General features: G+C 58.7%; 10 protein-coding genes. 4 read left to right on the forward strand and 6 right to left on the reverse strand.

Annotation, left to right across the window (positions count from 1 at the left end; all coding sequences use genetic code 11):
- Positions 1-4 precede the first annotated feature (4 nt).
- Genes ACQE3E_RS22395 through ACQE3E_RS22405 form a run of 3 tightly spaced genes read left to right on the forward strand, consistent with a single transcriptional unit; the run spans position 5 to position 5269 of the window.
- Positions 5-3799, forward strand: coding sequence for a YhdP family protein (locus tag ACQE3E_RS22395; RefSeq protein WP_313731072.1), 3795 nt, complete (start codon positions 5-7; stop codon positions 3797-3799).
- 49 nt (positions 3800-3848) lie between these two features.
- On the forward strand, positions 3849-4667 hold the full coding sequence (locus ACQE3E_RS22400; protein ID WP_064028371.1) for a carbon-nitrogen hydrolase family protein: 819 nt from the start codon (positions 3849-3851) through the stop codon (positions 4665-4667).
- A gap of 5 nt (positions 4668-4672) precedes the next feature.
- On the forward strand, positions 4673-5269 hold the full coding sequence (locus ACQE3E_RS22405) for an outer membrane protein assembly factor BamC (protein WP_064028373.1): 597 nt from the start codon (positions 4673-4675) through the stop codon (positions 5267-5269).
- 86 nt (positions 5270-5355) lie between these two features.
- Here the strand turns inward: ACQE3E_RS22405 and ACQE3E_RS22410 are convergent, their stop codons facing one another.
- Together ACQE3E_RS22410 and trpE are read right to left on the reverse strand one after the other, a co-directional pair.
- Positions 5356-5946, reverse strand: a complete 591-nt coding sequence (locus ACQE3E_RS22410) for an anthranilate synthase component II (protein WP_071160739.1) — start codon at positions 5944-5946, stop codon at positions 5356-5358.
- Entirely contained in the window at positions 5943-7427 is a 1485-nt protein-coding gene (gene trpE / locus ACQE3E_RS22415; RefSeq protein ID WP_313731016.1) for an anthranilate synthase component I, read from the reverse strand. The genes ACQE3E_RS22410 and trpE overlap by 4 nt, the downstream gene beginning before the upstream one ends.
- A gap of 150 nt (positions 7428-7577) precedes the next feature.
- Between trpE and ACQE3E_RS22420 the strand changes: the two genes are divergently transcribed.
- On the forward strand, positions 7578-8444 hold the full coding sequence (locus ACQE3E_RS22420) for a fumarylacetoacetate hydrolase family protein (protein ID WP_427501096.1): 867 nt from the start codon (positions 7578-7580) through the stop codon (positions 8442-8444).
- A gap of 11 nt (positions 8445-8455) precedes the next feature.
- Here ACQE3E_RS22420 and ACQE3E_RS22425 read toward each other — a convergent pair whose 3' ends face one another.
- The 4 genes from ACQE3E_RS22425 to mmoC form a co-directional block, all read right to left on the reverse strand.
- Entirely contained in the window at positions 8456-10204 is a 1749-nt protein-coding gene (locus ACQE3E_RS22425; RefSeq protein WP_427501097.1) for a sigma-54-dependent Fis family transcriptional regulator, read from the reverse strand.
- 224 nt (positions 10205-10428) lie between these two features.
- Complete coding sequence (groEL, locus tag ACQE3E_RS22430; RefSeq protein WP_313731012.1) at positions 10429-12111, reverse strand: chaperonin GroEL; 1683 nt, start codon at positions 12109-12111, stop codon at positions 10429-10431.
- A 188-nt stretch (positions 12112-12299) separates the two neighbouring features.
- Complete coding sequence (locus tag ACQE3E_RS22435) at positions 12300-12587, reverse strand: hypothetical protein (RefSeq protein WP_064028385.1); 288 nt, start codon at positions 12585-12587, stop codon at positions 12300-12302.
- Positions 12588-12592: 5 nt separating this feature from the next.
- Positions 12593-13624, reverse strand: a complete 1032-nt coding sequence (gene mmoC, locus ACQE3E_RS22440) for an aromatic/alkene monooxygenase hydroxylase FAD-binding subunit MmoC (protein ID WP_231883651.1) — start codon at positions 13622-13624, stop codon at positions 12593-12595.

Genomic DNA, 13624 nt, shown 5'->3' on the forward strand with positions numbered 1-13624 from the left:
CTTGGTGATTCGACACGTCAGCCGCGCGAGTCGGCATCTGCTATTCTGGTCGCTGATAACGGCGGCGCTGGTGCTCAGCGCCTTCCGGATTTGGCTGACCGACATCGCCGACTATAAACCGGAGCTGGAACGGCGCATCCGGGAGGCGGCCGGCATCGCCGTGCATATCGGCCGGCTGGATGCGAACATGCGCGGTTTCAGCCCGGAGTTGAAACTGATCGACATTGCCGTCGATTCGGCCGACTCGGCGGCCCGGCCGGCCATCCGCCTCAGGGAAATCCGGATCGGCATCGATCTGCTGGCCTGGCTGTTCAGCCAGGACCCGATGGCCTCGGGCTGGGTCAGCTTGGTCGGCGCCAAGCTGGACATTATTCGCAACAGCGACGGCAGCCTGGCTGTCAAGGGCTTGCCGAGCAGCGACGAACAACCGCTGTGGCTGTTGCAAGGCGGAAAGTACGAGATACTGCAAAGCCAGCTGACTTGGCAAGACCTGAAACGCGGCAGCCCGAAAGTTGCCGTCGACGACTTCGATTTGCTGATTAAAAACACCGCCGACGGCGCCAATCACGAAGTCCATCTGCTGGCGAAACTGCCGGAAAGCCACGGCGACCGACTGCGGGTTTCCGCGCGGCTGACAGGCAATCCGTTCCAGCCGGACACAATAGACGGCAGCCTTTACCTCGAAGCCGACAATCTGCAAGGCCCGGCTTGGCTGAACGACGCATTTCCCGAAGGCCCGAGGCTGAACTCCGGTTCCGGCGATTTCCGAATCTGGAGCGAATGGCGCCACGCGCTACCTTACCGGATCGCCGGCTATGCGCAGGCGCAACAAATCCAGCTCAGCCGTCCGCAAGGCGCGGCGTTGCAACTCGACACGCTGGAAGGTAACTTCGTTTGGCGCGACGAGGCCGGCAGCCAACGCTGGTGCGGCTACGACGTCAATCTCGTCGCCAAGCACCAACGTTGGCCGAACGCCGAATTCTGCGTCGGCCGCAATGCCGACGGCGCGTTGTCCGGTTTAATAGAAAGGATCGACTTGCAAGCGCTGATGCACTTGGCCGCCGCCTGGACCCCGGCCGACGATAGGCAGGCCCAATGGCTGAAGATCAATCCGCACGGGATTCTGCGGCAAGTCGGCTTTTACGCCGACGCCAACTTCGACCGCTATGCCTTGCACGGCGACTTTACCGAGCTGGGCAGTGAAGCAGCCGACGTATTTCCGCAACTCCAATCCGTGAACGGCACGTTCTCGATCGCCGATGCCGGCGGCCACCTGCGACTGAACGGCCACGAAGTCTTGTTGAACGCACCGGCGCTGTTCCGCAATCCGTTGACTTTGCATAACCTCGACGGCAGTCTGAGCTGGCGACAAACCGCCGACGCCTGGCAAATCCACGGCGCCGATCTGATGATCGACGCCGATATGCGCACCGCCAGCGCATTCGACCTACTCGTGCCTAAAAACGGCGATAGCCCGACGCTGGCGATGCGTACCCGCTTCAGCGACTTTAACGACATCGGCAAAGTACCGCTGTATCTCCCGGCCAAAGTCATGAGCCAGGACGCGGTGGCCTGGCTGGACGACGCCTTCGTCGCCGGCCGGATCGAACGCGGCGAAATGGTCTTGTCCGGCCGTCTGGCGGATTTTCCGTTCGAACAAGGTAACGGCCGTTTCGAAACAGTCTTCGCGATCGACGGCGGCGAAATTCAGATCAACGAGGATTGGCCGCATCTGCAAGACGTACACGCCGACGTGCAGTTTCTCGGCGCCGACTTGCAGGTGGCCATCGACGGCGGGCACAGCGAACAGGTCGACATAAGCCAAGCGGTCGTGGCGATACCCGATTTGGCCAATAGCGAGGCGGTTTACGTGTGGGGCCGGGTCGGCGGCAAGCTGGCGGCCGGCCTGAGTTATCTGCAAAAGACGCCGTTGCACGGCAAGGTCGATCCGCTGGTCAAGGCCTTTAGCGCCGAAGGCGAGGTCCGCGTCGACCTGGATCTGAAGATCCCGTATTACGAGAACCAACCGACCGTCTCCGAGGTCGCCGCCCATTTGACCGAGGCGAAATTAACGTTGAATTCGGTGGCGCTGGCGATCTCCGACATCAACGGCGTTCTGCATTTCAGCGAAGACGGCGCTAGCGGCGAACGCCTGGACGCCCGCGCGCTAGGCCACCCGATTCGCGGTACTTTGAGTCACGACCAAAGCAGTACCCGACTGGTCTTAGACGGGACCACTGGTACCGCCGAATTGCAAAAGCAATTCGCCTTCCTGAAAAACCAAAGCGCCGCCGGGACATTCCGTTACAGGGCCGATTTGCTGATACCCTACGCCGCCGAACGCCCGTCGGTCTTGACGATCACCAGCGACTTACAAGGCGTCGCCGTCAACGGTCCCGACTGGCTGGCCAAATCGGCCGAACAGAGTCTGCCGATCGCGCTGAATTTTCGTTTGGACAGCGGCGACCGCCTGCCGCTGGACATCCGCTACGGTCAGGATCTGAGCTTGGCGCTAACGATAGACACCAAGCAGAATCGGCTATATGCCGGCCATGTCGTCTATGGTGGCAGCCAAGCCGAGCCCTATCCGGCCGCCGGTCTGAAGCTGGACATCGACCGACCGACCTTTAAATTGTCCGAAGCCCTGGCCGCCTTCGGCGACAGCGAGCAACAGCAGCGCCTGCCGCCGTTGCGGGAGATTGGTCTGACCACCGAACAATTGATCTGGCAGGGCCGCGACATCGGACCCTTTCATTGCAGTTTGACCCGTCGCGATCAAGGTTGGCAAGGCAGTATCGACAGCAAATTCGCCCGCGGTCAGCTGAATATTCCCAACCTGCGCGGCGGCGGCGAACGTTTTGTGTTGAACATGGATTATTTGAATCTGTCGGCGGCCGATCAACTGGATTTCGACGCCGCCGAAGATGTCGTCACCGAATTGCCGCTGATCGAAATCGACAGCCAGCAATTGCTCTGGCGCGGCGTCGATCTGGGCAAATTGAAATTGCGTAGCGAACGCCGTCCGCAAGGCATGCACTTCAAGCAGATCCAGCTCAACAAGGGCGGCCGGACCATGGAATTCCGCGCGGACTGGACCAAATTGGCCGGCGCCAGCGTCACCCAATTGAGCGGCCGCTTGACCACCGACGGTTTCGGCCAATTTCTGACCGAACTGGGTTACACCGATGAAATCAAGGAAACCCATGCCGACATCAGTATCAACGGCGGCTGGAGCGGCGCGCCGCATCAGTTTTCGCTGGCCGGCTTCGACGGCACCGTCCAAATCGACCTCAGCGACGGCCGGATTTCCAGCATCGAGCCTGGCTTCGGCCGACTGCTGGGCCTGATTGCGATGGAACAATGGGCCAAACGCTTGAGCCTGGATTTCAGCGACGTTTACCGCCAGGGCTTTGCCTTCGACCGGATTACCGGCCATTTCCGTTTCAGCAACGCCCAAGCCTACACCGACGATCTAGTCATCGACGGCGTGGCCGCGAAGCTTAGTTTGGCCGGCACCGCCGATCTCGCCAAAAAGACCGTGGACCATCGCGTCGCGGTAATACCCAAGAGTTCCGACGCCTTGCCCATAGCTGGTACAATCGTGGGCGGGATTGCCGCGATGATTACGCAAGTGGTTACCGACGATTATAAAGAAGGTTATTTCTTCGGCTCCCAATACAAACTCGCCGGCCCTTGGGGCAATGTTGAAGTCACACCGCTGCACGATCAAGACGGTCTGGTGAAAAAGGCCTGGCGCAGTCTGACCGGCTTCGAGTGGCTGAACGATCTGACAAAATAACGCGATACCGCCAATCTCCTCGCCAAACAATTAGAACAACAAGGACAACATGACTATCTGTGCCGCCATTCAAATGGCCTCCGGGCCGCAAGTCAGCGCCAATCTGCTCGAAGCCGACAAACTGATCGCCGAGGCCGCCAAGGCCGGCGCTAAACTGGTCGCGCTGCCGGAAAATTTCGCGATCATGGGCATGCACGAGACCGACAAGATCAAGGTCGGCGAACAAGACGGCAGCGGCCCCATTCAGGACTTCCTCGCCGCCACCGCCAAAAAATACGGGATCTGGCTGATCGGCGGCACGATACCGGTATTCGGCGAAGCCGCCAACAAGGTGCGCGCCACCTGCCTGGTGTTCGACGAGAAGGGCGAGCGAGTAGCCCGCTACGACAAGGTACACTTGTTCGACGTCAACGTGCCGGATTCGGCCGAGGTCTACCGCGAATCGGATTCCATCGAGGCCGGCGAAACCCCTTGCCTGATCGATTCACCGTTCGGCAAGATCGGCATCGCGGTCTGCTACGACCTACGCTTCCCGGAGTTTTTTCGGCCGATGGCGCGCAAGGGCATGGACATTCTGGTGTTGCCGGCCGCTTTCACCGCCAAAACCGGCGCGGCGCATTGGGAGGTTCTGCTGCGGGCGCGCGCGATCGAAAACCTATGCTACGTCTTAGCCCCCAACCAGGGCGGCTTTCATATGAACGGCCGACAAACTTACGGCCACAGCATGTTCGTCGATCCCTGGGGCGTCGTGCTGGATTGCTATAAAACCGGCCCCGGCTTCGTCAGCGGCGACGTGGACCGTGGCCGTCTGGAAAAAACCCGAGCGTCGTTTCCGGTCCTGGAACATCGCCGCTTTTTTTGCGAGTAAGCCCCATGTTGAAAACGTTGCGTTACACCCTGCCTTGTCTGCTATTGGCCGGTTGCGCCGACGCCCCGGAAAAATATCGCGACATCAAGCACCTGGAATTGCCGCCGGTACTGCCGATCGAGAATCCCCATCCGCAACCAGCCATCGCCGCCGACGATCTGACCGGCTCGAAAAGCGGGGGAAAATCCATGCTGGCGGGCTTGGTTGACTTCAAGGACGACGGTCAAAAACCGCAGCTAACGTTGATGACCCGGCTGGATCGGGCCTGGGAAATGGTGGAAACCGCGCTGACGCTGAGCGATATCGACATCGTCGACAAAAACCGCAACGACAACAAAATCCAAGTCCGCTACGACCCGGATACCGGCGGCAAAACCAAAAGCCTGTTGAACCGGCTATTTTTGGATAACGACTTCCCGGAAGCGGAATACACCATTTCATTGACCGACGCGATTTCCGGCGTCAAAGTCAATGCCGCTCTGGGCAAACCGGACGACTTCGCCGCCAACGAAGACGGCTCGGCCGCACTGATCCGCCTGCTGCACGACACCATCGATAAGAAGATCATCAACCGCGACGAGAAGGCAAAACCGGAGGAGTAAGCGCTGGGAGCCCGTTCGGCACTGTTCGGCCGTATTGAACGCGATGGCGATGGATACGTCTCGCTACGAACTCCGGTCAAACCGACTCAGCGCTCCAAAAAATTCCGCAACATGTCGTGCCCGTGCTCGGTCAAAATCGACTCGGGGTGAAACTGCACGCCTTCGATGTCCAGGGTTTTGTGGCGCACACCCATGATTTCGTCGATGTTACCGGCTTCGTCCTGGGTCCAGGCGGTGACTTCCAGGCAATCGGGAATGGTCGCCTGTTCGATGACCAGCGAGTGATAGCGGGTGGCGGTAAACGGATTGCTCAAGCCTTTGAACACACCCAAATCTTTGTGATACACCGGCGACACCTTGCCATGCATGATTTGCTTAGCATGGATGATGTTGCCGCCGAAGGCGTAGCCTATGCTTTGATGGCCCAGGCAGACGCCAAGAATCGGATACTTGCCGGCGTAGCGGTGGATGGTTTCGACCGAGATGCCGGCCTCTTTGGGGGTGCAGGGGCCGGGGGAAATCACGATTTTGTCCGGGCGCAGCCCTTCGATGTCTTCCACCGTCACTTCGTCGTTACGCACCACCGCCACCTCGGCACCCAGTTCGCCGAAATATTGCACCAGGTTGTAGGTGAACGAATCGTAGTTGTCGACCATCACCAATCTGACGCCGCTCATGCTTTGCCTCCGAGGCCGGCTTCGGCCATGCTGACGGCGCGGAACACCGCGCGGCCCTTGTTCATTGTTTCATCCCATTCGCTGCGCGGCACGGAATCGTAAACGATGCCGGCGCCGGCTTGAATGTGCAGGGTTTGATCTTTAATCACCGCCGTGCGGATGGCGATGGCGGTATCCAGATTGCCGGACCAGGAGATGTAACCGACCGCGCCGGAATAAATGCCGCGCTTAACTGGCTCCAGTTCGGCGATGATTTCCATGGCCCGAATCTTGGGCGCGCCGCTGACGGTGCCGGCCGGGAAGGTGGCCGCCAGCACGTCGAAGGCGTTTTTGCCTTCCTGCAATTCGCCGGTGACGTTGGAAACGATGTGCATCACGTGCGAATAACGCTCGACGATCATCTTGTCGGTGAGTTTGACGCTACCGATTTTCGCGACCCGACCGGTGTCGTTACGACCCAGATCGATCAGCATCAAATGCTCGGCAATTTCTTTCGGGTCGGCGAGCAGTTCTTTTTCCAGCTCCAGATCCTGCTCGTGGGTTTCGCCTCGGCGGCGGGTGCCGGCGATCGGCCTGACCGTGACTTCGTTGTCTTCCAGGCGGACCAAAATTTCCGGCGACGAGCCGACCACGTGCAAATCGCCGAGATTCATGAAAAACATGTACGGCGATGGATTCAAACAACGCAAGGCCCGGTACAAATCCAGCGGCGAGGCCTCGAACGGAATCGACATCCGTTGCGACAACACCACCTGCATGCAATCGCCGTCGGTAATGTATTGCTTGGCTTTCATGACCGCGGCTTCGAAACCTTGCTGGGTAAAGCCGGACACGAAGTCGGTTTCCCGCACATGCTTGGTCGTCGCGCTCGATTGCGGGTGGGCGTGCGGCTCGCGCAGCTTCGCAACCAAGCTATCCAGCCGGGCCTTGGCGTTGTGATAGGCATTGTCCTGGGCCGGGTCGGCGTGAGTCAGCAACAGCATTTTGCCGGACAGATTGTCGAACACCAATAAGTCCTGCGAGACCATCAACAAGATATCCGGCGCGCCGATGGGATCGGGTTTGTCGCCGGGTGTTAGGCGCGGTTCGATGTAAGCGATGGTCTCGTAGCCGAAATAGCCGACCAAACCGCCGTTAAAGCGCGGCAGACCGGGCACGTCCGGCACCTGGTATTGCCCGCGAAACTCTTCAATCCAGGCCAGTGGCCGCGCGTGTTCGAAGGTCTCGGCGGCCGCTCCGTCGCGTTCGACCGTGATCGTCAAACCGTGGATTTTGATGCGCGTGTTACACGGCAAGCCGATAATCGAATAGCGTCCCCACTGCTCCCCGCCGTGTACCGATTCGAGCAAATAGGAATAAGCGCCGTCGGCCAGCTTCAAATAAGCGCTGAGCGGCGTATCCAGGTCGGCTAAAACTTCGCGGCAAACCGGAATGCGGTTGTAGCCCTGTTGGGCATATTCGGCAAATTGGGCGGGTGTCATCAGTGTTGCTCAGAATGGGTCGTAGCGACCGTTGCGAATCAACGTGCGATTGTACCCCACAACGCGACTAGCGGGCGAACGCCCGCCGAGCGCCGCCGCCAAAACCCGGCCGATCGGCTAAAATGACCGATTTTCGGATCGAGCGATTATATGAAACTGGTAACTTTTCTAAGTAACGGCGCTTGCAAGATCGGCGCGCTGGTCGGCGATGCGATCGTCGCCGCCGACGACAGCTTGCCGAACGATATGATCGGTTTTTTGGCGGCGGGCGTCGAAGCCAGACGGGCCTTGCAAGCGCTGATCGACGGCGGCGCGCCGAGATTGGCGCTGGCCGACGTGACCTTGCTGGCGCCGATCCCCAGACCCGGCAAATTGCTCGGCATCGGCCTGAACTATGCCGACCATATCAACGAAACCGGCTGGGAAAAGCCCGAATACCCGACTTTTTTCACCAAACAAAGCACTTGTGTCATTGGCCCCGACGCCGCGATCCATATCCCGCCAATATCGGACAAGGTCGATTACGAAGGCGAATTGGCCTTCGTAATCGGCAAACGCTGCAAATATGTCGGCGTGGAGAACGCCCGCGACGTCATCGCCGGATATACCATCTGCAACGATGTCACGGTTCGGGACTGGCAGGCACGTACGCCGACCTGGACGCTGGGCAAATCCTTCGACAGCCACGGTCCGCTCGGCCCGTGGCTGGTCACCGCCGACGAAATTGCCGATCCGCACAATCTCACGTTGAAGACCTGGGTGGGCGGCGAATTGCGGCAGAACGCCAACACCGGCGAGATGATCTTCAATTGCTACGAAATGGTCGCCTATCTGACCCAGGCGATGACGCTGGAGCCGGGGGACGTGATTACCACCGGCACCCCGGCCGGCGTTGGCGTAAAGATGAAGCCGCGCGGCTATTTGAAACCTGGACAGACCGTGCGCATCGAAATCGAGGGACTTGGCGCGCTAAGCAATCCGGTGATTACCGAACCGCCCGAAAATCTCGGCATGTAAAGACCGCCGCGCTACTCGCTGGCCATCCGGCTTAGGCCGAACCGGTCGATTTTCTTGTACAGCGTGGTTCGGGTGATACCTAGCGCCTTGGCCGCCTGCGAAATGTTGCCGGCGCAAGCTCGCAACGTGGTTTTGATACCGTAAAGCTCCCAATCCTCTAGCGTCATCGCCCGTCCCGGCTGCGACGCCCTGGGCGAAGCCTCCAACTCCGGTTCGGACTCCCGCGCGGTTTTCGCCAGTTCCGCGACAAAGTCCACCGGCAGATCCTCGCGCGTGATGAAATTGCCGCCGGCGGTATACAGCGTGGCGCGTATTACGTTGATCAATTGCCGAATATTGCCTGGCCACGGATGCTGCTCGATCAAGGCAATGACGCTGGGACATATGCCGATCGCTTGTGCGTTGGGCATTTTCGCGAGTTCGCGCTGCAGAATGTGATGGATGATGGCCTGTTTGTCCTGCCGCTCGCGCAGTGGCGGCAGGTGGATTTGCGCGCCGTTGAGACGGTAATACAAGTCGCGCCGAAAGCGACCGGCCTCGACCGCATCCAGCAAAGGCACATTGGTGGCCGCGACGATCTGCACATCGACCCGAATCGGCTTGGCACCGCCGACCGGCGTGAATTCGGAGGTTTCCAATACCCGGAGCAACGTGGATTGCAAATCCAGGCTCATATCGCCGATTTCGTCCAAAAACAAAATGCCGCCGTCGGCCAACAAAAATTTGCCCGGTTTACCGCCGCTGCGGGCGCCGGTGAAGCTGCCGGCTTCATAGCCAAATAACTCGCTTTCGATCAAATCGTGCGGTATCGAGGCGCAATTGATCGCGATCAAGGGTTGCTCCCGGCGTGGCCCGGCATGCTTGAGGAGATTGACGAAGTGATCCTTACCGACGCCGGATTCGCCGGTGATCAGGATGGGAATCTTGTATTGCTGCAACTTGACCGCCTTATCAACCAAGGCCGCCAATTGCTCCGACATGGCCGGTTCCTCGGTTTGCGGCGGCCTTTTCGCTAATTTGAACGGGATTTTTTCCAAGACCCTGGCCTGCGCCGCCGGACTTCGCGTTAACGGTAGATTGGTATTCAACACCACGCATAGCAGATGCAGAAAGGCGAACAAGGAATTCATACTCTCCTGGCGATCGGCAACCAGGCCGATCACCGCCAGCAATTCGCCGCTGTCGTCCAGCAACGGGTAACCGACCGTGCTGAAAGGATGTAACAAACTCAAGAAATGCTCCATGCCTTGAAAGGCGACCGGCCGTTTCAGCAAGGCCGCGCTACCGATACCGTTGTTGCCCAGCACCGCTTCGCTCCAACGGCTGTTTTGTTCGTACAGGTTGCGCATGAACGGGCTGGGGAAGGGATTCTCACCTAGAGCTTGTAACAACGCGCCGTCGGCGGCGGTCAGCACCAGCATCACGCCGGCTTCTTTCAAAAACACGTGAAATTGGTGACCCAAGTCCGCCAGCGACTCGGCGATCTGGCGGGACTGCGCATCGCCGCCGACAACGCCCTGGCCCGAACGCTGCCAATTGGCGAAATTCCCTAGCGGCAATTGATAGTCCTCCAAGCAACGCCGCCAAGCTTCGGCCACTTCCGGCCGAACCCAGTCGCTCTGATCGGGCACGGAGCGGGTTTGATTCATCCATCGCCAGGCTTGAACCGGGCGGTCGACTTCGAATTCCAGCGTACGCTTGTACAGAAAGGTTTCCTGAACAATTTTGGCGGTTTCGGGTAACCGTAACGCAATATCCATTTCTTGTCTCGATGTCCGGGCGCCGATTTTGGTTTTGGCGCGAAACTAAATAAAAAACAGCGGCTTAGGCTGTTTTTCGTTCGTTTAGAGTAGAACGCGCACCATAACAAAATAAAAAAAAGAGGCAATGCGACATAACGTCACATTGCCTGTTCTCGGAGTTGCAAGATTCCCGGAGCGGAGAATCCTCTAGTCGAGAGAGGAGGTTTAAGAGGTAGGTTGCATCACGCGCGCGGGTCCTCGCGAGTCGCCGCGGCCCATTCCGGCGAATAGCCGGCCATAATGGTGGGATCGGGCACATCCATCACCACTGATTCGCTGGCCATTAACGTGCCAACGATGCTCACTGCATTACGTAATCCCAAACGGACTACCTTCACCGGATCGATGATGCCGATGTCCAAGAAGGGACCCAAGCGTTGCCGCTGCGTATCGTAGGCATAACTCTCGCCGGCGTGTCGGCGTAAGTCCGCCGCGACGATTTCCCCATTCAGACCGGCGTTGCTGAGTATTTGTCGCAACGGCGCGAATAAGGCCTGACTCAAAATCGCCACGCCGCGCTGTTGTTCGGCATTCTCGGCGATGACCTCGTCCAAGACCGCCGCGACGGCGACAAGCCCGGCACCACCGCCGGGCATGACGCCTTCCTCCAGCGCCGCTTGCACCGACTTGTAGGCGTTTTCGATGCGGACCATGCGTTCCTTGATTTCGATGTCGGTGACACCTCCGACGCTGAACACCCCGGTTTTACCGGACAGCATCGCGATGCGTTCTTCCAACTCGTCCGCTTCGTGCTGATTGCCGGTCGGGGAGCCGTCGCCCGGTTTGCGGGCGCGCACGTCCGCGAGCGCTTGACGCAAGCCGGACACAACCCGCGCGACGGCTTCGGAATCACCGGCGCCGGCCAGTATGGTAGTTGTTTCCGCGCCGACGATTGCGCGCTCCGCCTGGCCCAGTTGCGCCAACGTCAGATCTTCCAACCGAGTCCCGTGGCTTTGTAGGACCGGCGTGGCGCCTGTCAACAAGGCTAAGTCGTTCAATCTTTCCAGCCGGCGATCGCCAAAACCGGGCGGCTTGACCGCGACAGTTTTGAACACGCCCCGAATGTGGTTCAGCAGCATGCCGGTCAACGCGCTGTCGCGGACATCGTCGGCGATCACTAATAACGAACGATGCTGGTCGGCGACTTGTTCCAAGATGGGCACCAAATCCATCAAGTCGACGATTTCCCGATCGCAGAGCAGGATGTAAGGACGCTCAAGTTCCGCCGTGGCCCGATTGCGGTCGGTCACGAAATAGGGCGACAAATAGCCCTGGTCGTAGCGAATACCCTCGACAATATCCAGTTCGTCGTCCCGCCCGTTACCCAGTTGAAAAGTCAAGGGGCCATCTTGACCCAATTCGGCGAAAGCTCGGTTGAGCAATGTGCCGACGCCGGGCTCATCCTTGCTGGCGACTGCCGCTATTCGGGCGATCCATTCCGGCGTGACGTCTGTCAATGCCCGGCGCCGCAATTCAATTTCAACCAGCGTCAGCGCCAGATCCAGGCCTTTTTGCAGTTGCAGTGGATGGAAGCCGGCCGCGACGCTTTTCAAACATTCCGCGGCGATCGCTCGAGCCAATACGATCGCCGTGGTGGTGCCGTCGCCGACTTGCCGCGACACGGATCCCGCGACGTCGCGCAGCATTCGCCCACCCAGATCGGCAACCCGGTCTTCGAGAATGATCGAGTTGGCGACGGTCACCCCGTCGCGAGTAAAGATGGGCGGCATGCCATCGGTACGGTGCTGAATCAGTACCGCCGGCCCGGAACTGCCTAGCGTTGCCGCCGCGGCCCTAGCCACGGTGTCCATGCCTTGCATGATCCGTAAGCGGGCCTCGGGGTTGTAAATAATTTGTTTACTCATAAGTCTCGTATGCTGGTGACGGACCAACGCTCCCCGCCAAAATCGGCTTGCTCCCGAAGGGAGAACCGGCGAGGGCGCTAACCCAAGTTCTTAAAACCCAAACCGCCCCCTAAAAGCCATTCGTCCGGAACAGCTTTTCAGAAAGGTATCCTTTTGCCTTTGGGGAAGGTTGGGAACTAGTGCGGCAATCAAGTTCGGTTTTTCATCAACGCCTGACCGGCCCGCGCTCGCGACAATCTGGCCCGCTTCAGCCTCAGCCAAACCCAAGTCAGTTTTTTGTCGTTATGGTCCAGCGCCAGTCGAAAGGCCTCTTCGTCCTCGGGCGGCATGCGCCTTTCCCAGTACTCCAGCAACTCGGCAACGCGCTCGTCGCCGAGCTTGGCAACCAAACGGATTTCTTCGGCGGCAAGCGCCCGAATGCTGTCTTCCAATTCCATGACCATTTCGTTGATAAACGCTTGATCTTCGCTTTTCATCGGATTCAAGCGGCGCTAGGCAAAAATTTTTCCAGGTAGATTTTGTCGCGCGGGATGCCGACTTCGGCGCAGACCGCGTAAGTGGCATCGACCATGCCCGGCGGACCGCACAAATACAAATCCGGTTTGACGCCGGTACCCTGCAAGTCACGGCGTAAAATATCCACGACGCTGCCTTTCTCGCCATGCCAGCCGTCGCTGGCCTTCCAAACGCAAATACGCACCGACAAGGTCGGCATGGCTTGTTCCAGTTGCTGGAGCTGATCTCCGTAGAACACTTCCTGCTCGGTGTTGACGCCGAAATAGATCACGCAGGGCTGAGGTTCTTCCCATTCGTGCATGCGGCGTACCATTGATAGGATCGGTGCCAGTCCGGTACCGCCGGCCACGAAATAACGTGGCGTAAAACCGTTTTCCTTCAATCCGAACACGCCCAAGGGCCCAACTACGTGAATGGTCTGGCCGACATAGGCATCCTGTTGCAAATAGGAAGAAAACTTACCGTTGTCGACGATACGAATTAAAAACTCCAACTCGCCGCGATTGTTGGCGGTATTGGCCGGCGAATAAGACCGACTGATTTCCGTACCCGGAATGACCAAGTTGTAGTACTGTCCCGAATCCAGCCGAATTTGCTGATCGTCACCGAGCTTTTGCAAACGCAATTTCACAACGTTACTGGACACCTGCGCCAATTCAACAATTTCGGCGTCGAATTCCAAACCCTCCGGCGAAAACGAAATCCGGTCATAGGTATACGGCACTTCGATTTCCAGATTAGTCGTCGGGAAACAACGGCACAACAATACGAAACCCTCTTCGGCCTCGTCGGGCGGCAGGGCCTGGACACTGACCTTACCGATTTCGTAATCGCCTTCGGTACAAAATCCCTTGCAGGTCGCGCAACCGCCCTCGCGACATGAGGCCATCAGATAGATATCCTGGCGCAATCCGGCGCTGATGATATCTTCGTCGTCTCCGCAATCGAAGGCGACCGATTCACCGTCCTCGGTGATGATTTTGACATTATGCATCAT

It is taken from the genome of Methylomonas sp. MED-D, assembly GCF_050276835.1.
Lineage (GTDB): Bacteria > Pseudomonadota > Gammaproteobacteria > Methylococcales > Methylomonadaceae > Methylomonas > Methylomonas koyamae_A.

Excerpts from the sequence above, each read along its gene's own strand:
- ACQE3E_RS22400 (WP_064028371.1), top strand. The coding sequence starts at position 3,849 with ATGACTATCTGTGCCGCCATTCAAATGGCCTCCGGGCCGCAAGTCAGC.
- ACQE3E_RS22405 (WP_064028373.1), top strand. The coding sequence starts at position 4,673 with ATGTTGAAAACGTTGCGTTACACCCTGCCTTGTCTGCTATTGGCCGGT.
- groEL (WP_313731012.1), bottom strand. The coding sequence starts at position 12,111 with ATGAGTAAACAAATTATTTACAACCCCGAGGCCCGCTTACGGATCATG.
- ACQE3E_RS22435 (WP_064028385.1), bottom strand. The coding sequence starts at position 12,587 with ATGAAAAGCGAAGATCAAGCGTTTATCAACGAAATGGTCATGGAATTG.
- mmoC (WP_231883651.1), bottom strand. The coding sequence starts at position 13,624 with ATGATGCATAATGTCAAAATCATCACCGAGGACGGTGAATCGGTCGCC.
- ACQE3E_RS22410 (WP_071160739.1), bottom strand. The coding sequence starts at position 5,946 with ATGAGCGGCGTCAGATTGGTGATGGTCGACAACTACGATTCGTTCACC.
- ACQE3E_RS22420 (WP_427501096.1), top strand. The coding sequence starts at position 7,578 with ATGAAACTGGTAACTTTTCTAAGTAACGGCGCTTGCAAGATCGGCGCG.
- ACQE3E_RS22425 (WP_427501097.1), bottom strand. The coding sequence starts at position 10,204 with ATGGATATTGCGTTACGGTTACCCGAAACCGCCAAAATTGTTCAGGAA.
- trpE (WP_313731016.1), bottom strand. The coding sequence starts at position 7,427 with ATGACACCCGCCCAATTTGCCGAATATGCCCAACAGGGCTACAACCGC.